Source organism: Thioclava sp. 'Guangxiensis' (assembly GCF_045348365.1).
Taxonomy (GTDB): domain Bacteria; phylum Pseudomonadota; class Alphaproteobacteria; order Rhodobacterales; family Rhodobacteraceae; genus Thioclava; species Thioclava kandeliae.
The window spans coordinates 835,002-857,536 of record NZ_CP155822.1; the positions used below are offsets into that span (position 1 = coordinate 835,002).

Consider the following 22,535-nt stretch of genomic DNA (forward strand, 5'->3'; position numbering starts at 1 on the left):
TCTACCCCTCCTCAATGGCCGTCGATCACGGTGTGATCGGGCTCATAGGCACTGTCTTGCACATCATGGTCATCGCCATGCGGATGGGCACCGGCCTCCGCCGCCTCTTCGGCGCGCTGATAGGCCCCGTCCATCACTGCGGAGATATAGTTTTCGCGATTATAGAGCTGCGAGGACATGCCCTGAACATAGGTCGTGGCAGGCCCCGCGAAGACAGTCCACGCAACCAGCCCCGCCAGCAGCCCCCCCGTGGCCACAAAAGCCAATGCGGGCGAGCTGGCATCCTCGACGCCCAGACGCGGCGGGGTCTCGTCCTTGCTGTCCGGGGTCGCATAGCATTTCCAGAACACGGTCGAACCCGCCCGCGAGAAGCCCACGATTGCGATCAGCGAGGTGATCAGGATCGCCGCCCAGATCCACCATTGCCCGAAGGTCGCATGCAGGATCATCAGCTTGCCGAGGAAGCCCGAAAGCGGCGGCATACCGGCCATCCCGATCGCGGCCATGAAGAACATCGCGGCCAGCAGACCGTTCTGCGCGATCACCGGCTGCGGGATCAACTTCAGGCCGATGGCGCGGCGTTCCCTGACCATATCGGCCACAAGGAACAGCGCCGCCGCCACCAGCGTCGAATGGACCATATAGTAGAGCCCTGCCGCCGTGCCCTCTGGCGTGAATTGCGCAAAGGCCAACAGCATCGTGCCGACAGAGCCGATCACCGAGAAGGCCACGAGGCGCCCCAGATCGCGCGCGCCGAAAATGCCCACCATCCCGATGATCAGCGTCAGCGCCGCCGCAGGCAGCAGCACATCATGGGCCAGCGATCCCACAGCGCTATCGGGGGTAAAGACCAGCGTATAGATCCGGATGATCGCATAGATCCCGACCTTGGTCATGATCGCGAAGAGCGCAGCCACTGGACCCGGAGCATTGGAATAGGTGCCGGGAAGCCAGAACTGGAAGGGGACGATAGCGCCCTTGACAGCGAAGACGAGGATCATCAGTGCCGCGCCCACGCGCAGCAACGCCGCCTCGCCCACGGGCATCTGGGCCACTTTCTGCGCCAGATCGGCCATGTTCAGCGTGCCGGTCGTGGCATAGATCGTGCCGAGCGCGAACAGGAAGAGCGTGGAACCGGCAAGGTTATAGACCACATATTGCACGCCGGCCTTCAGCCGGTCACGCCCGCCCGCGTGGATCATCAACCCGTAGGAGGCAATCAAGAGCACTTCGAAGAAGACGAAAAGGTTGAAGGCATCGCCTGTCAGGAAGGCACCGTTGATGCCCATCATCTGGAACTGCAGCAGCGAATGGAAGTGCCAGCCGCGCTTGTCCCAGCCCGAGCCGATGGCATAGAGCGCGATCGCCAGCCCCAGCACCGAGGTCAGCACCAGCATCAGCGCCGAGAGCTGGTCGAGCACGAGGACGATCCCGAATGGGGCCTCCCATGCGCCAAGGCGGTAGACCTCCGGCACGCCCGAGGAGGCGCGCACCATCAGCGTGAGGGAGATCGCGACCAGCGCCAGCATCCCCACGATGGAGAACACCCGCTGGGCTGTGCGGTCGAACCGCATCCACAAGACGATCAGGGGTGCCAGAAAGGCCGGCAGCACCACGGGCGCGATAACGAGTTGATCAAAGAAGCCCAGCATCAGTCTTGTTTTTCCTTATCGTCATCGAGGTCGATATAGTCATCGCCCGCCTCGATGAAGGCGCCAAGCGCCAGCATCACCGTCACCGAGGTCATCCCGAAGCTGATCACGATAGCGGTCAGCACGAGGGCCTGCGGAATCGGGTCGGTATAGCTCGAGACGCCCTCCTGCAGGATCGGCGGCATATTCACCGCCAGACGCCCCGTCGCAAAGAGGAAGACGTTCACGGCATAAGACAGCATCGTCATGCCCAGAACCACCGGAAAGACCCTGAGCCGCAGGATCAGGTAGATCCCCGCCGCCGTCATCACGCCGATTGCGCTTGCAACCAAGGCTTCCATCAGTGGTCTCCCTCATTCTTGTTGGGCCCGTTTTGATTAGGCCTATCGGTCGCGCGCTCCATCAGGTGACGCTCCTCGAAACTGCCATCCTCGCGCCGTTCCAGCCAGCGCCGCGGCACGACCGATCCTTCAGGGAAGTTCTCGATACCGACCTCGGCCACGGTGCGTGCCTCGGGGCGTTCGGCCAGGATATGGGCCGCACGTTCCTCGGTCGGCAGGGCGGCACGCCGCGCCAGACGCGAGAGCCCGCCAAGGGCCAGAAGCACCGAGCCCACCACGCCCAAGAACACGCCGAGGTCGAAGCCCATAGCGGTCGCCAGCTCGAACTTGTCGAGGAACGGCAGTTTAAAATAGCCGAAATCGGAGGTCAGGAAGGGCATCCCGTTGAACCATGCGCCCACGCCGGTGATCCCTGCGGCCAGCACGCCCAGCCCGATCAGCTGGTGGTAATAGATCTTCTGCCGCGCCTGCGTCCATGCAAAGCCCGAGGAGATATATTGCATCACCAGCGCGATCGCGACGATCAGGCCGGCGATAAAGCCTCCGCCCGGCAGGTTATGCCCGCGCAGGAAGATGAACAGGCCGAAGACCAGCGCGATGGGCATCATCACACGGGTGGCGATCAGCATCATCATCGGGTGCTTGTCGCCTGCGCGCAGCATATCGGGGCGCCATGCGATCAGCTTGCGCGAGCCGGTGCCGTTCAGGAGCGCCTCGGTCAACGCAAAGATCACCAGCGCCGCGATCCCCAACACGGTGACCTCGCCATAGGTATCATAGCCACGGAAATCGACGAGGATCACGTTCACCACGTTATCGCCGCCCGCGAGGTTATAGCTATTGGCCAGATGGTATTCCGACATCGAGGGGAAGGCGAAATCGCGCATCATCAGCGCATAGATCAGAGAGCCTGTGCCAAGCCCCACGATCACCGAGAAGATCTTGTCGAAATGGCGCTTGAGATTGCTGGTTTCGGCCGCTGTGACCTTGGGCAGGAAATTGAGCGCCAAGAGCATCAGCACGGCGGTGACCACCTCGACCGAGATCTGGGTCAGCGCCAGATCGGGTGCCGAGAGATAGATGAAGCAGATCGACACGATCAGCCCCACGATCCCCACCAGAACGAGCGCGAGGAAGCGGTTGCGGTGGAAGGCCGCGACACAGATGGTCGCGGTGACCAGCATGATCCAACCGACCAGCGCCACGGGGCTGACGGGCAGCATCTCGCGGGTCTGCGGCCCTTGGCTGCCCGTGGTCCATGCCCAGAAGCCGATCGCCAGCGCCGCCGCCGAGAAGATCAGCAGATAGCGCGCCATCGAGCCGTTATGCAGGCCCGAGGTGAAAATCCGCGCAGCGCAGGCACAGCGCACCATGCCCCAGTCGAACATCGCCTTGGCATCGGGGCGCGGAACCGCGTCCCAGATCGCCCGCAGCGGTTTGAAGGCCGATAGCACGATGATGCCGCCGATCACCGCGATGACCGACATGATCAGCGCCGCATTCACCCCGTGCCAGATCGCCAGATGCAGATGCTCGTCGAGCGGCGCGCCGATCACGGCCTCCGAGACCATCGCCACGAACGGATCCATCAGGAAGGGGAAGCAGCCGATCAGCAGCACAAGGCAGGCGAGGAAAGCAGGGCTTGCCCACATGCCGAAGCCCGGGTCATGGGGTTTGTGCGGATAGTCGTCGCGCACCGGACCCATGAAGCCGTGCCAGATGAAGCGGAAGGAATAGGCCGCCGACAGGAGCGCCGCGATGGTGGCCAGCACGGGGATCAGCCACTCATTGCCCAGCCACGGGGTCTTGGCCGCCTCGTAGAGCATCAGCTCCTTCGACAGGAAGCCGTTGAATAACGGGATGCCCGCCATCGAGAGCGTCGCGATGGTGCCGATGGTGAAGGTCACCGGCATCAGCTTGCGCAAGCCACCAAGGCGCTTGAGATCGCGGGTATGGGCCTCGTGGTCGACGATACCCGCCGTCATGAAGAGCGCGGCCTTGAAGGTCGCGTGGTTAATGATGTGGAAGACACCGGCGATCACACCCGCCTGCGTGCCAAGCCCGAAGCAGAAGGTGATTAACCCCAGATGCGAGATGGTCGAATAGGCCAGAAGCCCCTTCATATCATCCTTGAAGATCGCGATCTTGGCGGCAATCAGCATTGTGACCAGCCCGACCGTCACCACAATGTAGAACCATTCCGGCGTCCCCGAGAGCACCGGCCAGAGCCGCGCCATCAGGAAGAGACCGGCTTTCACCATCGTGGCCGAGTGCAGGTAGGACGACACCGGCGTGGGCGCAGCCATCGCATGCGGCAACCAGAAATGGAACGGGAACTGCGCCGATTTCGTGAACGCCCCCAAAAGGATCAGGATCAGCGCCGGAAGATAGAGATCGGAGGACTGGATCGCGTCTTTCGCCGCAAGGATATCCGAGATCGTGTAACTGCCCGCGATATGGCCCAGCAGCATCATCCCCGCGATCATTGCAAGCCCGCCTGCCCCCGTGACGGTCAGCGCCATACGCGCGCCCTGACGCCCTTCGGGGAGGTGCTTCCAATAGCCGATCAGCAGGAAGGAGGACAGCGAGGTCAGTTCCCAGAAGATCAACAGAAGCAGGATGTTGTCGGACAGAACGATACCCACCATCGCGCCCTGAAAGAGCATCAGATAGGTGTAGAACTGGCCCGCCGGATCTTTCGAGGACAGATAATAGCGTGCGTAAAGGATCACCAGCAGCCCGATCCCGAGGATCAGCGTGGCAAAAAGCATTCCCAGCCCGTCGATCATGAATTCGACATTGAGGCCGAGCCACGGCATCCAGTCGATCTTCGTGCGGACCACCTCGCCCGCCATGACCTCCGGCAAATGCAAAAGCAGCCCCAGAAGCGCAAGGCCGGAGCAGATTGCAACCGATATCGCTGTGGTATTTCTTCCGGTGCGGATCAAGACGCCGGGAAGCAGCGCCCCCAGAAATGGCAAGACGGCAATTAAGGCTGGTGACATTGCTCTCCGGTCCGTTCAAGGCTTCGCGCACGGCCTGCCTGCGCGTGGAACGACCGGCAACGTGACTGATCAGGTTACCTTTAACTGCGAATTCCACCCCCTCATGTCAAGGGCAAGCGGGGCGAATCGAACACGGGCCTCTCACGAGGGTGTCATTCGCAGAAACCGACAGAAATTAACCTTTATGACGTGGTTAACAAGAAAACCCCTCGGTTTCGCCCGAGTTTTGGGCGGGTTTTCGCCACACCCCTACAGAAACAAGCGCAATTATGCGGAACAAAGCACAGTGCTTTGCTGTTCTGCACATTGAATATCAACCTCTATTGCACATCATATTGGTTCAAGAGTATGCCTCGGCGTAAGAGGTTCGCATCCTAGGGAACTTCCTGAGATTACTGGATAATACATGATTAAAACCGGCAAGCCCGCACATCGTTCTCCGAACCGCCGTCAGGTGATGGCCCATCTTGCCGCTGGCACGATGCTGGGTGGGGTATTGGCCGGTCGTCCGCTCTGGGCACAGGAGGCTACGCAGGCCCCCGCAGAGACGCAGGCCCCGCAGCCCGAACTGCCCCCCGCCGCCGAGACCAAGCCCTTCAGCTTCGACAGTCTGACCATCGAGATGCGCGAGGCGGCCAAGCAGGATGCCGTAGCCCCCCAGAAGGTGGACGGGTTCCTCTCGGAACTGGACTATGACGCTTATCGCATGATCCGCTTCAATCCAGAGCACGCGCGTTTTGCCGATGGCGACCACCCGCAATTCACGCTTCAGGCCTTCCATATGGGCTGGCTCTTCCGCGAGCCGGTACTGATCTACGAGATCAAGGACGGTCAGGCGCAGGCAATGACCTTCTCGACGGATGATTTCATCTACGAGCGTAAAGCCCGCGAGATTGTGCCTGAACATGCCCCACTTCCCGGGGTTGCTGGCTTCCGGCTGCATTATCCGCTCAACCGTCCCGATGTGCTCGATGAGTTGGTGGCCTTCCAGGGCGCCTCCTATTTCCGCGCGCTCGGGCGCAATTCGCAATACGGCCTGTCGGCCCGCGGCCTCGCCGTCAATACCGGCCTGTCGGTCGCAGAAGAATTCCCGCGCTTCCGCCGCTTCTGGGTGGAACGCCCTGCCGAAAACGCGCGGACCGTGACCGTCTACGCCGCGATGGACAGCGCCTCGCTGACCGGTGCCTACCGTTTCGTGATCACGCCCGGCGATGCGACCGTGATGGAGGTCACCGCGCGGCTGTTCCTGCGCAAGGATGTGCAGCAGCTCGGTGTGGCCCCGCTGACCTCGATGTTCCTCTATGCCGACCGTTCGCGCGACCGGTTCGACGATTTCCGTCCGCAGGTGCATGACAGCGACGGGCTGATGATCGTGAAAGCCAATGGCGAGCGCGTCTGGCGTCCGCTGGCCAATCCCGACCGGCTTGCCTCGAGCTATTTCAGCGAGACCGCGCCGAAAAGCTTCGGCCTCTACCAGCGCGACCGCGAGTTCGAACAGTATCAGGATGCTTGGGCCCGCTACGAGCGTCGCCCCTCCCTGAAGGTCGAGCCCACAAGCGATTGGGGTGATGGCATGGTCCGTCTGGTGGAGATTCCGTCGGAGGCGGAGGCCAATGACAATATCGTCGCGTTCTGGGTGCCCAAGGATGGCGCCAAAGCGGGACAGGAGCGGGAATTCTCCTATCGGCTCAGCTGGGGCGATCTGCCCCTTGATCCGAACGAGGACATCGCACATGTAAAGGAAACCTTCGCCGGTGCCGGCGGGGTTGCGGGCAGCAACGATAAGACCCGGAAGTTCGTTGTGGACTTCACAGGCGGGCGTATCGCGAATCTTCCGTCCGAGAAGGTTGAGGACCTGAAAGTCGTCAACACGATCAGCGGAGGGTCTATCACCAACCAGAGCTTCTCCAAGATCCCTGGCCATGACATTTGGCGCCTCGTGATGGATGTAGAAGCCGAAGAAGGCTCCACAGTGGAACTTACCGCCTACCTTGAGGGTTATGGTTCCAAGCAATCTGAAACATGGGCCTACCAATGGATCAAAGCATGACCGTAAATACCTCCCCCGCGGCGGTGGACGCCGTGAAGACTGAACCGCAGGACCTGATCATGGGCCCCTGCGCCCTTCCCGATGCGCCGATGGCAATGCCGGTGCAGGTGCTCGAACGCGAAGGCGCGGGCATCTGGCAGGCGCTGCTGGCCCTTCTGCCGCAGCCGATGCGCGCGCATCGCGGCTGATCGCTAGATAGGAAATCGAGATGACCGTTGGACGCCTGTTCCTCTGGGCTTTGCGCAGCATTGCCATTGCACTGAGCCTCGTGGCGGGCGGCGGTGCCTTCGTTCTGTTCCTCCAGTTCGGCTCGGCCGACGGTCTGGACGCGTTCGACGTCGTTCGTGCCGTTCTCATCCTGATTTCCACGCTCTGGCTGGCTTGGGGGGCCGTTCAGGCCCTGATCGGGCTGACCACCCGCGCCAAAGCGCCCGAATATGACCCGAGCGCCCCGATCAAGGGGCGCACGGTCGTTCTGATGCCGGTCTATAACGAGGACCCGCTCTATACCTTTACCCGCCTCGCCGCGATGGATGCCTCCCTGCAGGACGCCCAGACAAAGGCAGGCACTTCGGCCGAAGTGCATTTTGCCATTCTCTCCGACACCCGTAACGATCTGACCGCGCGCCGCGAGGAACTCCTCTTTGCCAAACTCGTCAAGGAACGTAAGGGAATGGGGCGGTATTATTACCGCCGCCGCGAAAACAACACCGGCAAGAAAGCCGGCAATATCGAGGATTTCATCACCCGTTCGGGCGGTGCCTATGACTTCGCTCTGATCCTTGATGCCGACAGCCTGATGGAAGGCGAAACTATCCTGCAGATGGCCCGCCGAATGGAAGCCGATCCACGGCTGGGCCTGTTGCAGACCCTGCCAAAGGTCATCCGTGCCCGCTCCTATTTCGGGCGTGCGATGCAGTTTTCCGCCGCCTTCTTCTCGCCCGTATTCGCGCGCGGCCTTGCGATGATGCAGGGGCGCACCGGTCCGTTCTGGGGCCATAACGCGATGGTGCGCACCCGTGCCTTTGCCGAGTGCTGCGGTCTGCCGACCCTGCGTGGCAAGCCCCCCTTTGGTGGCCATGTCATGAGCCATGACTATGTCGAGGCTGCGCTGCTGGCGCGTGGCGGCTGGACCGTCCGTCTGGATGACGATCTCGAGGGCTCTTTCGAGGAAGGCCCCGAGAATATCGTAGATCACGCCAAACGCGACCGCCGCTGGTGTCAGGGCAACCTCCAGCATACGCGTATCATCAACGCGCCCGACCTGCGGATGTGGTCGCGTTTCGTCTTCGCGCAAGGGATCATGGCCTATATCTCGCCGTTGTTCTGGCTGGCCTTCATCCTTGCCTCGGTCGGCGCGATGGCCTTTGTCGCTCCGCCCAACTACTTCCCCGAGCCCAACTGGCCCTTCCCCTATTTCCCGCCTTCGGAGGCGTCGAAAGCGATCGGTCTGTTCATCGGGATCATCGGCCTTCTGCTGCTGCCGAAACTGTTGATCGCGCTGCGCTCATGGGCCGACGGAACCTCGCGCGGTTTCGGGGGCGGGTTCAACGCGCTTGCCGGCACCGTCTGCGAGCTGCTGATCAGCTCGGTCAATGCCCCGATCCTCTTGATGTTCTCGACCCGCTCGGTGCTGCAAGTGATCTTCGGTGCGGATGGTGGCTGGCCCACCAACAACCGTGGCGACGGCACGCTGGGCTTGCGCGACGGGCTCAAGGCATCGTGGTGGATTGTGCTTATCGGCGCGCTTGGAATGTGCGCGATTTTCATGTATGCACCGGGGCTGTTCTGGTGGCTTTCGCCTGTTGGCATCCCGATGATTCTGGCGCCCTTCGTCATCTCTGTGACCTCGCGTACAGCCAAGGGGAATCTCTTCGGCACCCCTACAGAATATCATGCCGCCCCGATCATGGAGCTGCATGACCGGATTCTCAACAATTGGTCGGCTGAACCGGAGGCCTCGGCCATAGAGGAACAACAACATGCCTGAAACTCGGTCCGCGCGCGATCCGCGGCTGGATTTCTTCCGCGGCATCGCTCTGGCGATGATCTTCGTTAATCACATCCCCCACCAGATCTACGAGAATTTCACCTCGCGCAATTTCGGTCATTCCGATGCCGCCGAGGGCTTCGTCTTCATGTCCGGCCTTGCTGCCGCTCTGGCCTATGGTCCGAAGCTGGCCGAGGGGTTCAACCGCCAGAGCTTCGGCAAGATCTGGGGCCGGTCGTGGACGCTCTATATGACCCATCTGGTGATCACCTTCTGGGTCATCGCGATCTTCGCGGGTGGCGCATTGTTCTTCGGCGGTGACAAGCTGCTGGAAATGAACGCTTTCGGACCACTAGCCGAGCAGCCGCTGCAATGGCTCATCGGTCTGGCCTCCCTGACGCACCAGTTGGGCTATGTGAACATCCTGCCGATGTATGCGGTGCTGATGATCGCGGCCCCGTTTATGATCCGACTGTCGCAAACTGCGCCGTTGAAACTTCTGGCGATCTCGCTGGTGGTCTGGGCAAGCGCGGGCATGTTCCGCCTGAACTTCCCCAACTTCCCCTATGAGGGCGGCTGGTTCTTCAATCCGCTCTCTTGGCAGCTGATCTTCTGTATCGGCATCCTGACCGGCACGGCGATGCGGAGTGGCAAACGGTTTCTAGGTGTCCATAAGCCAGTGGTCATCACCGCGGCTCTCTGGCTCGTCTTCTCGGCGATCTGGGTCAACAACACCTGGATGCTGCAAAATCTCGGCCCCGCGCTTGGCAGTCTGAAGGACCATGGCGTGCCCTTCTTCCTCGTGACCTTCGACAAGACCTTCCTGTCATTGCCGCGTCTGCTGCATGTGCTGGCACTGGCCTATATCCTGTCGATGCCGTTCCTCGTGCCGCAGATCGCTGCATCGAAGGCGGCTGCGCCGTTGCGCCTGCTGGGCCGTAACGGGCTGAAGATCTTTGCCTTCGGGACCGTGCTGGCGATCTTTGCACAGGCGGTCAAGGTCGTGCATCCGGGCGGCTTCGTGCAAGATAGCGTTCTGGTGCTGGGCGGGCTGGGCCTGCTTTACGCCATCGCCTGGGTCTCGGAATGGATGCGCCGCAAACCCGCCAAGCGCGAGGCCCCTGCCGCGCGCGAGGAGACCCAGGGCGATCTCCGTCCCAGTGGCCCTGCCCTGTCGCTGCCGCGGCTCTCGCTGCCCTCGACCATTCCGGTCGTCCAGCCCGAGATCCCGCGCCGCGCCGAATACTGACGCGAAATGCTAAAGCAGAAAGGCCACGGAGCGATCCGTGGCCTTTTCCCTTGGCAGATCCTGTCAAGCGGAGTCACATCGGACGTGGGCTGCCGATCAGATCTTTCAACACTTTGAGAACCGCCTGCACCTTTGCCGTGCGGTGCAAATCGACATGGGTTACCAGCCACAGAGCCGATTCCCATTCGGGGCGCGGCGGCAGAACCTCGACCATCCGGCTATCGGAACAGCCCTCGTTATAGGGCACAAAGCCCAGACCAAGCCCCTGACGCACCGCAGCCAACTGGCTCTCGTGGTCATTGGCACGGAACACCACACATTCATCGGGCACCGCATTCGACATCCAGCGCCAGAAAGGCGCACGGCTGTCGCGCTGTTCAGGGCCGATGAAACGGTGCTGATCAAGCGTATCCTCGGTCGGCATTCCGAAACGCTCGATATAGCTCTTGCCCGCATAGAGCCCCGTGCGGTTGGCGCAGAGCTGCTGGACAACGTTATCGGGCTCGGTCGGGCGGTTGCCCGCACGGATGGCCACATGCGCCTCGCCATATTCCAGACGGAAGACGCGCTGGTCGGTCAGATAGCGCAGCTGCAATTTGGGATGATCCACCAGCATCTGCTCGAGCGCGGGGAGAATCAGGGTGGAAATCGTGGGCACCGAAGTCACGATCAACTCGCCCGAGACCTCCTCGCCCGCCCCCGCAATCCGTGCGGCCAGCTGGCTGAACTGGTCTTCTGTGGCCTGCCCTACCGCCAGAAGCTGGTGACCGGCCTCGGTGGGCGTATAGCCGCGCGGATGGCGCTGGAACAGCTTCGTGCCCAGCCGGTGCTCCAGCGCATCGACATGGCGGATCACCGTAGCATGGTGCACACCAAGCACTTCTGCGGCCCCCGACACCGTCCCCACGCGCGCGACCTGATAGGCCGTTCTGATTTCATCCCAGTTATCGAAACTCATGCTGTGCACCCGCGAACAAACTTCGTGCGATCATGCCAGTTGAGTTCGAGGTGGCAAGGGGCAATCCTGCGTCAGACTAAAAATTCCTCCCCCTTTCCTTTTATGGAGATCCCAATGTCCATTCTGCGCATCGACAGCTCGATCAAGGGCGACGCCTCCGTCACCCGCAAACTGACTGGTATGATCTGCGAAAAACTCGGTGGCGATGTCGTCACCCGTGACACCAGCAACCTTTCGCTGATCGACGGCGCATGGCTCGGCGCGGCCTATACCCCCGCCGAAAACCGCACGGCCGAGCAAAAAGAGCTGCTGAAAGTCTCCGACGAGCTGATCGCCGAGATCAAGGCCGCCGACGAGATCGTCATCGGCATGCCGCTCTACAACTTCGGCGTCACCGGCCCGCTGAAAGCATGGGTCGACATGATCTGCCGCGTTGGTGAAACCTTCCGCTACACCGAAGCCGGCCCCGAAGGTCTGGTGAACCCCAAACGCGTTTTCGTGGCCTATGCCTCGGGCGGCGTGCCGCAAGGCTCGGGTTATGATCTTGCATCGAGCTATCTCAAGCAGGTTCTGGCCTTCATCGGCCTGACCGATGTCACCTTTATCTCCGCCGAGGGCGTTGCCATGGGCGAAGCCGAAGCACTCGCGAAAGCCGAAGAGCAGATCAAAGGCCTTGCCGCCTGAGACCATCGCGCATAGCGTGCATCATAGGCCCGTAGCTTCGCGCTGCGGGCCTTTTTTATAAGGACCGCCCATGTCGACCTTTGCGCCGATGCCCGACCCGCCCTATCACGCGGTGATCTTTTCCTCGCAACTGGGGGCGGAAACCGCGGGCTATCATGAAATGGCCGAGCTTCTGGCGGATCTGGCCAGCAAACAGCCCGGCTATATCGGGGCCGAGTCGCTGCGTGACAGCCGCGGCTATGGCATCACTGTCAGCTACTGGCGCGACGCGCAGGCGGTGCTGGGCTGGAAACAGATTTCCACCCATCTGATGGCACAGAAGCTTGGCAAAGCCCGCTGGTATGACCATTACACGCTCAGGGTCGCACAGGTCGAACGCCACTATGAGGGCCCTGAGGGTCGCTAATCTGCCTTGCGCGGTTGACTCCGCACCCTTTTTTGACTAAGCCACCCAAGATTCCCCGGAGGACTAGCCCTCCGGTCCCCGCACACGGCGGGGATCGCCACCAGTCAGCGCGTTGCGCCCACTGGTGCGCTTGTCGTTTGTCTGATGCCCTTATGCAAGGAGGGAGCCATGTTCGAGAGCCTTTCAGATCGCCTTGGCGGTGTGTTCGACCGGCTGACCAAGCAGGGGGCATTGTCCGCTGATGACGTGAAGACCGCGCTGCGTGAAGTGCGCACTGCGCTCCTCGAGGCCGACGTGTCACTGCCGGTGGTGCGTTCCTTCGTGAAGGCCGTAGAGGCCAAGGCGACCGGCGCGGCCGTGACCAAATCCATCACCCCCGGCCAGCAGGTCGTGAAGATCGTCCATGACGAGCTAATCGCTATGCTTGCGGGTGATGATGAAACCGGTGCGCTGAAGATCGACAACCCGCCTGCGCCGATCCTGATGGTCGGTCTGCAGGGCTCGGGCAAGACCACCACCACCGCCAAACTCGCCCGCCGCCTGAAGGAGCGCGAGAAGAAACGCGTGCTGATGGCCTCGCTCGATATCTATCGCCCCGCGGCCATGGAACAGCTGGCGATTCTGGGCAACCAGATCGGCGTCGATACCCTGCCTATCGTGCAGGGCGAATCTGCCGTGCAGATTGCCAAACGTGCCAAGCAGCAGGCGATGCTGGGCGGCTATGACGTCTATATCCTCGATACCGCGGGCCGTCTGCATATCGATCAGGTGCTGATGTCCGAGGTCCAGCAGGTCCGCGACATCGCCAACCCGCGCGAGACGCTTCTGGTGGTCGACGGGCTGACCGGTCAGGTTGCCGTCGAGGTCGCGCAGGAATTCGAGGAAAAAGTCGGCATCTCCGGCGTGGTCCTAACCCGTATGGACGGCGATGGCCGCGGCGGTGCGGCGCTGTCGATGCGCGCGACCACCGGCAAGCCGATCCGCTTCGTCGGTCTGGGCGAGAAGATGGAAGCGCTCGAGACTTTCGAGGCCGAGCGTGTGGCGGGCCGTATCCTTGGCATGGGCGATATCGTCGCCCTCGTGGAAAAAGCGCAGGAGGTCTTCGAGAAAGAGGCCGCCGAGCGTATGATGAAGCGGTTCCAGAAGGGCCTCTTCAACATGAACGACCTCAAGTCCCAGCTCGAGCAGATGCAGAAAATGGGCGGCATGCAGGGCGTGATGTCGATGATGCCGGGCATGGGCAAGATGGCCAAGCAGGCCGAATCCGCCGGCTTCGACGACAAGATGATCCGTCGCCAGATCGCGCTGATCCAGTCGATGACCAAGGAAGAGCGCGCCAAGCCCGAGATGCTGAAAGCCTCGCGCAAGGAACGTATCGCCAAGGGTGCCGGCATGGATGTGGCCGAGCTGAACAAGCTTCTGAAGATGCAGCGCCAGATGGGCGACACCATGAAGAAGCTCGGCAAGATGAAGGGCGGCGCCCTGAAACGCGCGATGGCCGCGATGACCGGCAAATTCGGCGGTCTGCCGGCGGCGGGCGAGATGGATCCCGCCAAGATGGAAGAAGCCACCAAGATGCTGGGCCAGTCCCTGCCCAAGAACATGCCCGGTCTGGGTGGCATGGGCGGCCTCGGTGGCCTCGGAGGCTTTGGTAAGAAGAAATAATGGTCGCGCCCGTCCTTCATACAGAGCGCCTTACGCTACGTCCGCATGACATGTCGGATTTCCCCGCTTTTGCGGAGGTGATGAAATCTGCGCGGGCGGCCTATATGGGCGGGCCTCATGATGTGAAGGCGGCGTGGTTCCATTTTGCTTCCGATGTGGCGCAATGGGCGCTCAAGGGCTGCGGCGCGCTAGCCGTGGTGCGCAAATCCGACCGTCAGGTCGTGGGTCAGGTGGCGCTGAACGATCTGCCGCATTTTCCCGAGCGTGAACTGGGCTGGATCGCGTTCACGGGCTTCGAAGGTCAGGGCTATATGACCGAAGCCGCGCGCAAGATGCGCGATTTCGCGGCGCTCGAGCTGCACTGGAAACGCCCTCTGGTGAGCTATATCACGCCGGGCAATGCCCGTTCGGTCGCGCTGGCCGAGCGGATCGGCGCCACGCTTGACCGTGATGCGCTGCCTGCCGTGCCGGGGCAGCTGGTTTACCGCCATCCGATGGGAGGTCAGGCATGATCGCGCTGTCCCCCACCCCCGTGCTGCATAGCGCGCGCCTCGTGCTGCGCGCGCCCGCCGCCCATGATTACGCCCATTGGCTGGCCTTCCACAAAACGGACCGTCCGAGCTTCATCCGCGTCTCGGAGAGCTTCGACGAAGGGCTTGTCTGGCGCGCATGGGCTGCCGTGATCGGCCATTGGGTCATGAAGGGCTGGGGCCCGTTCGTGCTGACCACCCACGCAAGCGATCGTGGGCTGGGGCTCGTGGGCCCGTGGCAACCGCATGGCTGGCCCGAACCCGAGATCTTGTGGCAGATCTGGGACAATGCCCATGAGGGCAAAGGGTTTGCCGCCGAGGCCGCGCAGATAGTGCGTCGCCATCTTTATACCGATCTGGGCTGGAACAGCGTGACAAGCTATATCGCCCCCGCCAATGCCCGCTCGATCACCCTGGCCGAACGGCTTGGCTGCACGATTGATGCGACCGCCCAAGGCCCCGCAGGCAAGACCTGCCTCGTTTACCGCCATCCCAAGCCGGAGGACCTTGCATGAGTGATGCAACCGCCCGCGCCGCGGAGCTTCTGAAAGAGCATCGCGACAGTATCGACCGTCTGGATGCGGTGATGATCTATACGCTCGCCGAGCGCTTTGCCCAGACCCAGGCGGTCGGCAAGCTCAAAGCGGAACACGACCTTCCTCCCTCGGATCCCGACCGGGAGAAGACCCAGATCGCACGTCTGGAAAAACTGGCCGACGACAGCGGTCTCGACCCGGAATTCGCAAAGAAATTCCTGAATTTCGTGATCTCGGAAGTCATCCGGCATCACGAGCAGTTCCAAAAGTAACGGACCCCGAAACAGGTCCGACACCAGCCATTCAAAGGAGATCAACCCATGGCTATGAAAATCCGTCTCGCACGCGGTGGTTCCAAAAAGCGCCCCTTCTACGCAATCGTTGCTTCCGACTCGCGCATGCCGCGTGACGGCCGCTTCCTCGAGAAGCTCGGCACCTACAACCCGCTGCTGGCAAAAGACAGCGAAGAGCGCGTGAAAATGGACATGGAGCGCGTTCAGTACTGGCTGAGCAAAGGCGCGCAGCCGACCGACCGCGTTGCCCGCTTCCTCGAAAACGCCGGCGTTGTTGCCAAAACCGAGCGTAAGAACATGAAGAAAGCAGAGCCGGGCAAGAAAGCCCAAGAGCGTGCAAAAGAAAAAGCCGAGAAAGCCGCTGCTGCTGCAGAGGCATCCGAGGCCTGATCTTGGACGCGTTCAGCCCCGAGTTCCGCGAGGATCTGCACCGGTTGATGGCGTGGCGGCGCGATGTGCGCCGCTTCCGCACCGATCCGGTGCCGGACGATATCCTTGCACGGGGTCTGGACGCTTTCGCCCTCGCGCCCTCGGTCGGCCTGTCCGAACCGTGGCGCGTGGTCAATGTCGAAAGCGCCGCGGCCCGTGCTGCGGCGCTTTCCAATTTCCAGAGCGCCAATGCCGAGGCACTGGCCGCTTATCGCGCGGGTGGCGATATCGACCGCGCCACGCTCTACGCGGGGCTGAAGCTTTCGGGCATGCAGAAGGCGCCGGTGCAGCTGGCAGTGTTCTGCGACGATGCCACGACCAAAGGCGCCCGTCTGGGAGCCCGTTCGATGCCGGAGATGCGCGCCTATTCGGTGGTTGCGGCCATGACCATGATGTGGCTGGCGCTGCGTGCCGAGGGTGTGGGCATGGGCTGGGTCTCGATTCTGGACCCCGAGGCACTGGCGAAATCGCTCGATGTGCCTGACAGCTGGAAATTGATCGGTTATCTATGTATCGGCTGGCCTGAACAGGCGCAGCCTACGCCCGAGCTGGAACAGCTCGGCTGGGAGGCCCGCGAGGGGCTGGCCCGATTGGAACGGAGATGAGGCAATGACGGAACGGACCTGTGTGGGCGCAATTGCAGGGGCTTTCGGCGTCAAGGGCGAGGTGCGGCTGAAGAGCTTCTGCGCCGACCCGCTGGCCATTGCCGATTACGCACCACTTTATACCGAGGATGGCAAACGCGCCTTCGATCTGACCGATCTGCGCGCGATCAAGGGCGGCATCGGCGCCTATCTGAGCGGCGTCGAGACCAAGGAAGAGGCCGATGCGCTGAAGGGCGTCTCGCTCTGGGTGGACCGCGATATGCTGCCCCATCTTCCCGATGACGAATTCTACCATGCCGATCTGATCGGGCTGACCGTCGTGGATACCGGCGGCGCGGTGCTCGGATCGGTGCGGGCGGTGCAGAACTATGGCGCGGGTGATTTCCTCGAGATCACCACCGCAGGCGAAAGCCAGCCGCTTCTCCTGCCCTTCACCATGGCCGTCGTGCCCACGGTTGACCTGACCGCAGGCCGTATCGTGGCTGATCCGCCCGAAGACGTCTGAGACAATGAGTGATATTCCCGAAGAGACCCCGAAAAAAGGCGTGATGCGCCTTGGCAACCTGATGGGCGTTGATGCGCAGGCCGAGAATACGCCGCCCCGCGCGACCCGCTCGCATGGGCGGGTGTCGATCAGCGCGAGCCACCAGATCCGGTCCCTGATGGACGAGCCGGTGCAGCTGGCACGGGCGTGGAAAGCCAAGATCGTGACGCTCTTCCCCGATGCTTTTCCGGGCGTTCTGGGGCTATCGCTGACCGGAAAGGCCCGTGATCAGGGGTTATGGGGGCTTGATACGATCGATCTGCGCCGCTTTGGCGTGGGTAAGCACCGCAATGTCGACGACACGCCCGCAGGTGGCGGCGCGGGCATGGTGCTGCGCCCCGATGTAGTAGGTGCCGCCCTCAAGGAGGCCGCGCGTGGGGTGGACCCGAAGGCCGACTGGCCCGTGGTCTATATGTCGCCGCGCGGCAAGCGGTTTGATCAGGCCATGGCGCGGCGCTTTGCGGCGGCCGACGGGATGACCATTCTTTGCGGTCGCTTTGAAGGTGTGGACGAGCGCGTGCTGGAGCATTTCGGCATCGAGGAGGTCTCGATGGGCGATTTCGTTCTGACGGGGGGCGAATTACCGGCGCAAGCGATGATCGATGCGACCGTGCGCCTGTTACCGGGCGTTTTGGGCAATGCCGAATCGGCTGTGGAAGAGAGCCACTCCAACGGGCTTCTGGAGCACCCGCAATATACCCGCCCCGCCGAATGGGAAGGCCGCGCCATCCCAGACGTGCTGATGTCGGGCCATCACGGCCATATCGAGACGTGGCGCCGCGAGATGAGCGAGAAGATCACCGCCGAGCGCCGTCCCGATATGTGGGAGGCCCATCTGGCCAACACGCCCCGCAAGGCGCCCAAACGCAAGAAGGCTGATCGGAAGGACTAAGCCATGCGCTGCCTGATGCTGGATGTCGATGGGGTCATCGTAACGCATCGCAAAGGCGGCGCTTGGACCGACGGGTTGGCGCAGGATATGGGCATCCATCCCGATCGGCTCAAAGCGCTTCTGTTCCGCCAGCACTGGGAAGATATAGTGACGGGACGGGCCGATCTGCACGAGGTGCTGGAGGCCGTTCTACCGCATCTGACCCGCAGCCCTGATGCACGCGCCTTCATGGAATACTGGTTTTCGCATGATACATATCTGGATCAGGCCGTGCTGGCAGCCTGCGACACGTTGCGTCGCAGGGGCTGCCGGATCTATCTGGCCACAAACCAGGAGCACCACCGCGCACGCCATCTGATGCACGACAAGGGACTGGCAGACCATGTCGACGGCATGGTGTATTCTGCCGCTCTGGGCCTGCGCAAACCTGAAGCAGGGTTCTTTTCCCTCGCGGCACAGCAGGTTGGCTGCCCGCCTGACGGGCTGCTACTGGTCGATGATACCCGCGCCAATGTTACCGCCGCGCGGCGGGCCGGCTGGAAAGCCTGCCACTGGCGCCCCGATCGTGATCTGGTGACACTGGTCGAAAACGCCGATTAGGGCGCATTTGCTTTACCACACAGGCTATTCCGCGCTTGATCGGGACGGCATTTGGCCCTATAGCGCACAGGTCCGTGCCGGAATCGGTGACCGGACCTTTTTCGTTTGCCGCGCGGCGAAGGCTTCACCGCCCTAAAGCTGCATCCGGATCTGTACATAAAGGATGTCCTGTATCCTCCGGTGGGCGCATGAAGGCGGACCCGCGAAGACCCGGAGCTCTGAGGCGTGAAACCACCTTCACGGACACACCGTGAGTATATGAAAGGATATGCGATGAACCTGATCGCTCAACTCGAGGCGGAACAAATCGCCGGCCTCGGCAAAGACATTCCGGATTTCAAAGCCGGCGACACCGTTCGCGTTGGCTACAAAGTGACCGAAGGCACCCGTTCGCGCGTCCAGATGTATGAAGGCGTCTGCATCGCTCGCAAAGGCGGCGAAACGCTGGCTGCGTCGTTCACCGTCCGCAAGATCTCCTTCGGCGAAGGCGTGGAACGTGTATTCCCGCTCTACTCGACCAACATCGACTCGATCGAAGTCGTCCGTCGTGGTCGTGTGCGCCGTGCGAAACTGTACTACCTGCGTTCGCGTCGCGGTAAATCGGCCCGTATCGCCGAAGACACCAACTACAAACCCAAAAAAGCCTGAGGAGCGGTTCGATGAAAGCGGAAATCCATCCCGACTACCACACCATCACCATCAAGATGACCGATGGTACCTCCTACGAGACCCGCACGACCTGGGGCAAAGAGGGCGACACCATGACCCTCGATATCGACCCGACCTCGCACCCGGCATGGACCGGTGCAAGCTCGCGCCTGATGGACACCGGTGGTCGCGTGTCGAAGTTCAAGAACAAATACGCGGGTCTGGGCTTCTAATCCCCCTTGCGGTATTTACGAAGGGCGTGCCATCGGCGCGCCCTTTTGCATTTCGGCAAGCGGTCCTGGCCGGAAAGACGGGCGGGATGATGTAAGCGCACATCAGTTGCCCGCGCCTCTTCGCGCTTGGCAGCTCTCCTGCGCGTGACCGCTTTCCCCGCAGCACCTTACTGCCTATAGTCACGGCAGAGACATCACCCACAAGATGACGTGAGGACGGCGAAGTTGGCGCATATCATCGTGACTGGCAATGAAAAGGGCGGATCGGGAAAATCGACCACCTCCATGCATGTGGCAACCGCGCTTGTGCGCATGGGCTGGCGCGTGGGGGCGCTGGACCTCGACCTGCGCCAGAGGTCAATGGGGCGGTATGTGGAGAACCGCCGCGCCTTCATGGCCCGCGAAGGCGTAACCCTGCCCTGCCCGGATTACCGCGTGCTGCCCGAAATCGATCCGGCCAGCCTGCCCGCGGGCGAGAACCCTTATGACTACCGGCTCTCGGCGGCCGTGACAGAGCTGGAGGATATCTGTGATTTCATCCTGATCGACTGTCCCGGATCGCATACGCGCCTCAGTCAGGTGGCGCATTCGCTGGCCGATACGCTGATCACGCCGCTCAATGACAGTTTCATCGATTTCGACCTTCTGGCGCGGATCGATCCGAACACCTCGAAGGTCACCGGACCCTCGATCTATTCCGAGATGGTCTGGTCCGCTCGCCAGTTGCGGGCCCGCGCTGGTATGAAACCCATCGACTGGATCGTGCTGCGCAACCGGCTGGGCGCACAGCAGATGCACAACAAGCGCAAGGTGGGGGCCGCGCTCGAGCAGCTGTCCAAGCGGATCGGTTTCCGCGTTGCCCCGGGCTTCTCCGAGCGGGTGATCTTCCGCGAGCTGTTCCCGCGTGGAATTACCCTCCTCGATCTGAAGGATCTGGGCGTCGAGAACCTGAATATGTCCAATATCGCTGCGCGGCAGGAACTGCGCGACCTCCTGAAGGAGCTGAACCTTCCGGGCGTCGAGGTTGATTTCTGAGCACCTGCCGCGGCACACGCGCCATCAGACGATCCGAGGCACGAACGGCACCCGCTGATTGACCCGAAACGGCGAGATGGGGCAGTTATGACGGCGTTGGCGCCGCAGCCCCAGCTCAGCCAGCCGCATATCGACCCTGTCGTGACGACGCGCGGAACAAAAGAACAGTACGGACGGCAACCGGAATACAGATGACATGATATCCTCCTGTTATAGTAACCCTGCTCAATGTAACGCGATTCGCCTTAAACGCGAAAATATCATTAGATAAATTACTACGCTTCTTTGCGTCCGAAGAATGGTGCGACCGAGGCGGAGCATGGTTGGAAGATGACAGGATCAAGGCACGGCACGCCCTCCGGACCGTATATGGGGCGGCGGGGAACTGTGCCGGCATCTAGGCCAAAGCCCCGCAAGATTCAGGATTATCATAGGCATAGTATACATATGCATACAGCGCATAGCTGCCAGACTATGGACAATCACGGAGCATAAAGGAACTCTGGTTATGATAAGCTACCACCAAACGCTGGTCTGGGCGGGTGCCGAGGAGCCCCGCTGCAATTCGGCCCGAAGGTAGCACCTGAGGAGGACCCCAATGAGCTTTGATGTAAAAGTTAGTTCTTCACGCATTCGCAGTGATGTTTTCAAACAGAAAATCATGTCCGCCGAAGATGCCGCAGCCCTGATCGATCCGGGCGCCATCATCGGCATGTCGGGCTTTACCGGCTCGGGCTATCCCAAGGCCGTGCCGCAGGCACTGGCCGCCCGAATCGAAGCAGCCCATACCCGCGGCGAGCAGTTCAAAGTGTCCATCTGGACCGGCGCCTCTACCGGCCCCGAACTGGATGGCGCCTTGGCCAAGGCCAATGGCATCGACTTCCGCCTTCCCTTCAACTCCGACCCTATCGCGCGGGCGCAGATCAATAGCGGCCAGATGTCCTATTTTGACATCCACCTGAGCCAGGTTGCGCCGATGGCATGGGAAGGGTTTCTGGGCAAGCTCGATACCGCTGTGATCGAGATCTCCGGTATCACCGAGGACGGCCAGCTGATCCCGTCCTCCTCCGTCGGCAACAACAAGACGTGGCTCGAACTGGCCGACAAGATCATTCTCGAGGTCAACAGCTGGCAGACCGAGCTGCTGGACGGGATGCACGACATTTACTACGGCACCGCCCTGCCGCCCCATCGCAAACCGATCCCGATCCTGAAATCGGACGACCGGATCGGCCAGCCCTATTTCAACGTCGATCCGTCGAAAGTGGTGGCCGTGGTGCTCACCGACAGCCCCGACCGGAATGCCCCCTTCTCGCCGCCCGATGAGACGGCCAACGCTATTGCAGGCCATATTCTGGACTTCCTGAAATGGGAGGCCAAACGCGCGGGACTCCCCAACTCGCTCCTGCCGCTGCAATCGGGCGTGGGCAATGTGCCCAATGCCGTGATGTCCGGCCTGATCGACACGCCGTTCGAGAACATGACCGCCTTTACCGAGGTCATTCAGGACGGGATGCTGGATATGCTCGAGGCTGGCACTTTGCGCATGGCCTCGGCCACGGCCTTCTCGCTCTCGCCCGAAAAGGCCGAGTATTTCAATGATAACGCCGCCTTCTTCCGCGACAAGCTGCTGCTGCGCCAGCAGGATATCTCGAACAATCCCGAACTGGTGCGTCGTCTGGGCTGTATCGCGATGAACGGGCTGATCGAGGCGGATATTTATGGCAACGTCAACTCGACGCAGATCATGGGCTCGAAGATGCAGAACGGTATCGGCGGCTCGGGAGATTTCTCGCGCAATGCCTATGTGTCGATCTTCATGACGCCCTCCACGGCAAAAGGTGGCGCGATCTCGGCCATCGTGCCGATGGTCAGCCATACCGACCATATCAATCAGGATGTTCAGGTGATTGTGACCGAGCAGGGTCTGGCCGATCTGCGCGGGCTCTCGCCCAAACAGCGTGCCGAGAAGATCATCGAGACCTGCGCCCATCCCTATTATCGCCCCATGCTGCGCGACTATTACGAGCGTGCGAAAAAGGGCAGCTATGCGCAGCAGAGCCCGCATCTGCTGAATGAGGCGCTGAGCTGGCACCAGCGATTCATCGATACAGGCTCGATGAAGCCCTGAGGCACCCCTTCTCACTGGAACCAGATCACCTCTGCGGGGTTCACCCGCAGAGGTATTTT

23 protein-coding genes are annotated in these 22,535 nt (G+C 61.6%); 19 read left to right on the forward strand and 4 right to left on the reverse strand.

Annotated elements, in window-relative coordinates:
- Positions 1–11: 11 nt before the first annotated feature.
- The 3 genes from ABEB22_RS04140 to ABEB22_RS04150 are packed head-to-tail and all read right to left on the reverse strand — an operon-like array spanning position 12 to position 4,998.
- Entirely contained in the window at positions 12–1,652 is a 1,641-nt protein-coding gene (locus tag ABEB22_RS04140) for a monovalent cation/H+ antiporter subunit D (protein ID WP_406870894.1), read from the reverse strand.
- The gene (locus tag ABEB22_RS04145; protein ID WP_406870895.1) at positions 1,652–1,993 is read right to left on the reverse strand and encodes a Na+/H+ antiporter subunit C; all 342 of its coding nucleotides are present in this window, start codon (positions 1,991–1,993) and stop codon (positions 1,652–1,654) included. Before ABEB22_RS04145 ends, ABEB22_RS04140 begins: the two co-directional genes overlap by 1 nt.
- Entirely contained in the window at positions 1,993–4,998 is a 3,006-nt protein-coding gene (locus tag ABEB22_RS04150; RefSeq protein ID WP_406870896.1) for a monovalent cation/H+ antiporter subunit A, read from the reverse strand. The genes ABEB22_RS04145 and ABEB22_RS04150 overlap by 1 nt, the downstream gene beginning before the upstream one ends.
- Before the next feature lie 406 nt (positions 4,999–5,404).
- On the opposite strand from ABEB22_RS04150, the gene ABEB22_RS04155 reads away from it, so the two are divergent.
- The 4 genes from ABEB22_RS04155 to ABEB22_RS04170 are packed head-to-tail and all read left to right on the forward strand — an operon-like array spanning position 5,405 to position 10,287.
- The gene (locus tag ABEB22_RS04155) at positions 5,405–7,048 is read left to right on the forward strand and encodes a glucan biosynthesis protein G (RefSeq protein ID WP_339114116.1); all 1,644 of its coding nucleotides are present in this window, start codon (positions 5,405–5,407) and stop codon (positions 7,046–7,048) included.
- Positions 7,045–7,236 (forward strand): hypothetical protein, encoded by a 192-nt coding sequence (locus ABEB22_RS04160; protein WP_406870897.1) that lies wholly within the window; start codon positions 7,045–7,047, stop codon positions 7,234–7,236. The genes ABEB22_RS04155 and ABEB22_RS04160 overlap by 4 nt, the downstream gene beginning before the upstream one ends.
- A 20-nt stretch (positions 7,237–7,256) precedes the next feature.
- Positions 7,257–9,038, forward strand: a complete 1,782-nt coding sequence (mdoH, locus tag ABEB22_RS04165; RefSeq protein WP_406870898.1) for a glucans biosynthesis glucosyltransferase MdoH — start codon at positions 7,257–7,259, stop codon at positions 9,036–9,038.
- Positions 9,031–10,287 (forward strand): OpgC family protein, encoded by a 1,257-nt coding sequence (locus ABEB22_RS04170; protein WP_406870899.1) that lies wholly within the window; start codon positions 9,031–9,033, stop codon positions 10,285–10,287. The genes mdoH and ABEB22_RS04170 overlap by 8 nt, the downstream gene beginning before the upstream one ends.
- Positions 10,288–10,360: 73 nt before the next feature.
- Here ABEB22_RS04170 and ABEB22_RS04175 read toward each other — a convergent pair whose 3' ends face one another.
- Positions 10,361–11,245, reverse strand: a complete 885-nt coding sequence (locus ABEB22_RS04175; protein ID WP_339114112.1) for a LysR family transcriptional regulator — start codon at positions 11,243–11,245, stop codon at positions 10,361–10,363.
- A 114-nt stretch (positions 11,246–11,359) separates the two neighbouring features.
- On the opposite strand from ABEB22_RS04175, the gene ABEB22_RS04180 reads away from it, so the two are divergent.
- The 15 genes from ABEB22_RS04180 to ABEB22_RS04250 all read left to right on the forward strand — a co-directional run bounded on the left by ABEB22_RS04180 (position 11,360) and on the right by ABEB22_RS04250 (position 22,476).
- Positions 11,360–11,929, forward strand: coding sequence for an FMN-dependent NADH-azoreductase (locus ABEB22_RS04180; RefSeq protein WP_406870900.1), 570 nt, complete (start codon positions 11,360–11,362; stop codon positions 11,927–11,929).
- Positions 11,930–11,999: 70 nt separating this feature from the next.
- Positions 12,000–12,335 (forward strand): antibiotic biosynthesis monooxygenase, encoded by a 336-nt coding sequence (locus tag ABEB22_RS04185; protein ID WP_339114110.1) that lies wholly within the window; start codon positions 12,000–12,002, stop codon positions 12,333–12,335.
- 168 nt (positions 12,336–12,503) lie between these two features.
- Positions 12,504–14,000, forward strand: a complete 1,497-nt coding sequence (ffh, locus tag ABEB22_RS04190) for a signal recognition particle protein (RefSeq protein ID WP_406870901.1) — start codon at positions 12,504–12,506, stop codon at positions 13,998–14,000.
- On the forward strand, positions 14,000–14,512 hold the full coding sequence (locus ABEB22_RS04195; RefSeq protein ID WP_339114108.1) for a GNAT family N-acetyltransferase: 513 nt from the start codon (positions 14,000–14,002) through the stop codon (positions 14,510–14,512). Before ffh ends, ABEB22_RS04195 begins: the two co-directional genes overlap by 1 nt.
- Positions 14,509–15,045 carry a GNAT family N-acetyltransferase gene (locus tag ABEB22_RS04200; protein ID WP_406870902.1) on the forward strand — a complete coding sequence of 179 codons (537 nt, stop codon included), beginning with the start codon at positions 14,509–14,511 and terminating at the stop codon, positions 15,043–15,045. The genes ABEB22_RS04195 and ABEB22_RS04200 overlap by 4 nt, the downstream gene beginning before the upstream one ends.
- Positions 15,042–15,338 carry a chorismate mutase gene (locus ABEB22_RS04205; protein ID WP_339114106.1) on the forward strand — a complete coding sequence of 99 codons (297 nt, stop codon included), beginning with the start codon at positions 15,042–15,044 and terminating at the stop codon, positions 15,336–15,338. The genes ABEB22_RS04200 and ABEB22_RS04205 overlap by 4 nt, the downstream gene beginning before the upstream one ends.
- A 48-nt stretch (positions 15,339–15,386) precedes the next feature.
- On the forward strand, positions 15,387–15,749 hold the full coding sequence (rpsP, locus tag ABEB22_RS04210; protein WP_339114105.1) for a 30S ribosomal protein S16: 363 nt from the start codon (positions 15,387–15,389) through the stop codon (positions 15,747–15,749).
- Between the two features lie 2 nt (positions 15,750–15,751).
- Positions 15,752–16,393: a 5,6-dimethylbenzimidazole synthase gene (gene bluB, locus ABEB22_RS04215; RefSeq protein ID WP_339114104.1), complete on the forward strand. Its 642-nt coding sequence runs from the start codon at positions 15,752–15,754 to the stop codon at positions 16,391–16,393.
- 4 nt (positions 16,394–16,397) lie between these two features.
- Positions 16,398–16,898, forward strand: coding sequence for a ribosome maturation factor RimM (gene rimM, locus ABEB22_RS04220; RefSeq protein WP_339108363.1), 501 nt, complete (start codon positions 16,398–16,400; stop codon positions 16,896–16,898).
- Between the two features lie 61 nt (positions 16,899–16,959).
- Positions 16,960–17,829, forward strand: coding sequence for a tRNA (guanosine(37)-N1)-methyltransferase TrmD (gene trmD, locus ABEB22_RS04225; RefSeq protein ID WP_406871118.1), 870 nt, complete (start codon positions 16,960–16,962; stop codon positions 17,827–17,829).
- A 3-nt stretch (positions 17,830–17,832) separates the two neighbouring features.
- Positions 17,833–18,429, forward strand: a complete 597-nt coding sequence (locus ABEB22_RS04230; RefSeq protein WP_339114103.1) for an HAD-IA family hydrolase — start codon at positions 17,833–17,835, stop codon at positions 18,427–18,429.
- 273 nt (positions 18,430–18,702) lie between these two features.
- Entirely contained in the window at positions 18,703–19,077 is a 375-nt protein-coding gene (rplS, locus tag ABEB22_RS04235) for a 50S ribosomal protein L19 (protein WP_339114102.1), read from the forward strand.
- Positions 19,078–19,088: 11 nt separating this feature from the next.
- Positions 19,089–19,310, forward strand: coding sequence for a 50S ribosomal protein L31 (gene rpmE, locus ABEB22_RS04240; RefSeq protein ID WP_339114101.1), 222 nt, complete (start codon positions 19,089–19,091; stop codon positions 19,308–19,310).
- 225 nt (positions 19,311–19,535) lie between these two features.
- Complete coding sequence (locus ABEB22_RS04245; RefSeq protein WP_339114100.1) at positions 19,536–20,345, forward strand: division plane positioning ATPase MipZ; 810 nt, start codon at positions 19,536–19,538, stop codon at positions 20,343–20,345.
- 598 nt (positions 20,346–20,943) lie between these two features.
- Positions 20,944–22,476 carry an acetyl-CoA hydrolase/transferase family protein gene (locus ABEB22_RS04250; protein WP_406870903.1) on the forward strand — a complete coding sequence of 511 codons (1,533 nt, stop codon included), beginning with the start codon at positions 20,944–20,946 and terminating at the stop codon, positions 22,474–22,476.
- The last annotated feature ends 59 nt before the right edge of the window (positions 22,477–22,535 follow it).

Excerpts from the sequence above, each read along its gene's own strand:
- mdoH (WP_406870898.1), top strand. The coding sequence starts at position 7,257 with ATGACCGTTGGACGCCTGTTCCTCTGGGCTTTGCGCAGCATTGCCATT.
- ABEB22_RS04155 (WP_339114116.1), top strand. The coding sequence starts at position 5,405 with ATGATTAAAACCGGCAAGCCCGCACATCGTTCTCCGAACCGCCGTCAG.
- ffh (WP_406870901.1), top strand. The coding sequence starts at position 12,504 with ATGTTCGAGAGCCTTTCAGATCGCCTTGGCGGTGTGTTCGACCGGCTG.
- trmD (WP_406871118.1), top strand. The coding sequence starts at position 16,960 with ATGGGCGTTGATGCGCAGGCCGAGAATACGCCGCCCCGCGCGACCCGC.
- rpsP (WP_339114105.1), top strand. The coding sequence starts at position 15,387 with ATGGCTATGAAAATCCGTCTCGCACGCGGTGGTTCCAAAAAGCGCCCC.
- ABEB22_RS04195 (WP_339114108.1), top strand. The coding sequence starts at position 14,000 with ATGGTCGCGCCCGTCCTTCATACAGAGCGCCTTACGCTACGTCCGCAT.
- ABEB22_RS04205 (WP_339114106.1), top strand. The coding sequence starts at position 15,042 with ATGAGTGATGCAACCGCCCGCGCCGCGGAGCTTCTGAAAGAGCATCGC.
- ABEB22_RS04175 (WP_339114112.1), bottom strand. The coding sequence starts at position 11,245 with ATGAGTTTCGATAACTGGGATGAAATCAGAACGGCCTATCAGGTCGCG.
- ABEB22_RS04140 (WP_406870894.1), bottom strand. The coding sequence starts at position 1,652 with ATGCTGGGCTTCTTTGATCAACTCGTTATCGCGCCCGTGGTGCTGCCG.
- ABEB22_RS04180 (WP_406870900.1), top strand. The coding sequence starts at position 11,360 with ATGTCCATTCTGCGCATCGACAGCTCGATCAAGGGCGACGCCTCCGTC.
- ABEB22_RS04150 (WP_406870896.1), bottom strand. The coding sequence starts at position 4,998 with ATGTCACCAGCCTTAATTGCCGTCTTGCCATTTCTGGGGGCGCTGCTT.
- rplS (WP_339114102.1), top strand. The coding sequence starts at position 18,703 with ATGAACCTGATCGCTCAACTCGAGGCGGAACAAATCGCCGGCCTCGGC.
- rpmE (WP_339114101.1), top strand. The coding sequence starts at position 19,089 with ATGAAAGCGGAAATCCATCCCGACTACCACACCATCACCATCAAGATG.
- ABEB22_RS04185 (WP_339114110.1), top strand. The coding sequence starts at position 12,000 with ATGTCGACCTTTGCGCCGATGCCCGACCCGCCCTATCACGCGGTGATC.
- ABEB22_RS04200 (WP_406870902.1), top strand. The coding sequence starts at position 14,509 with ATGATCGCGCTGTCCCCCACCCCCGTGCTGCATAGCGCGCGCCTCGTG.
- ABEB22_RS04145 (WP_406870895.1), bottom strand. The coding sequence starts at position 1,993 with ATGGAAGCCTTGGTTGCAAGCGCAATCGGCGTGATGACGGCGGCGGGG.
- ABEB22_RS04170 (WP_406870899.1), top strand. The coding sequence starts at position 9,031 with ATGCCTGAAACTCGGTCCGCGCGCGATCCGCGGCTGGATTTCTTCCGC.
- ABEB22_RS04160 (WP_406870897.1), top strand. The coding sequence starts at position 7,045 with ATGACCGTAAATACCTCCCCCGCGGCGGTGGACGCCGTGAAGACTGAA.
- ABEB22_RS04250 (WP_406870903.1), top strand. The coding sequence starts at position 20,944 with ATGAGCTTTGATGTAAAAGTTAGTTCTTCACGCATTCGCAGTGATGTT.
- rimM (WP_339108363.1), top strand. The coding sequence starts at position 16,398 with ATGACGGAACGGACCTGTGTGGGCGCAATTGCAGGGGCTTTCGGCGTC.
- ABEB22_RS04230 (WP_339114103.1), top strand. The coding sequence starts at position 17,833 with ATGCGCTGCCTGATGCTGGATGTCGATGGGGTCATCGTAACGCATCGC.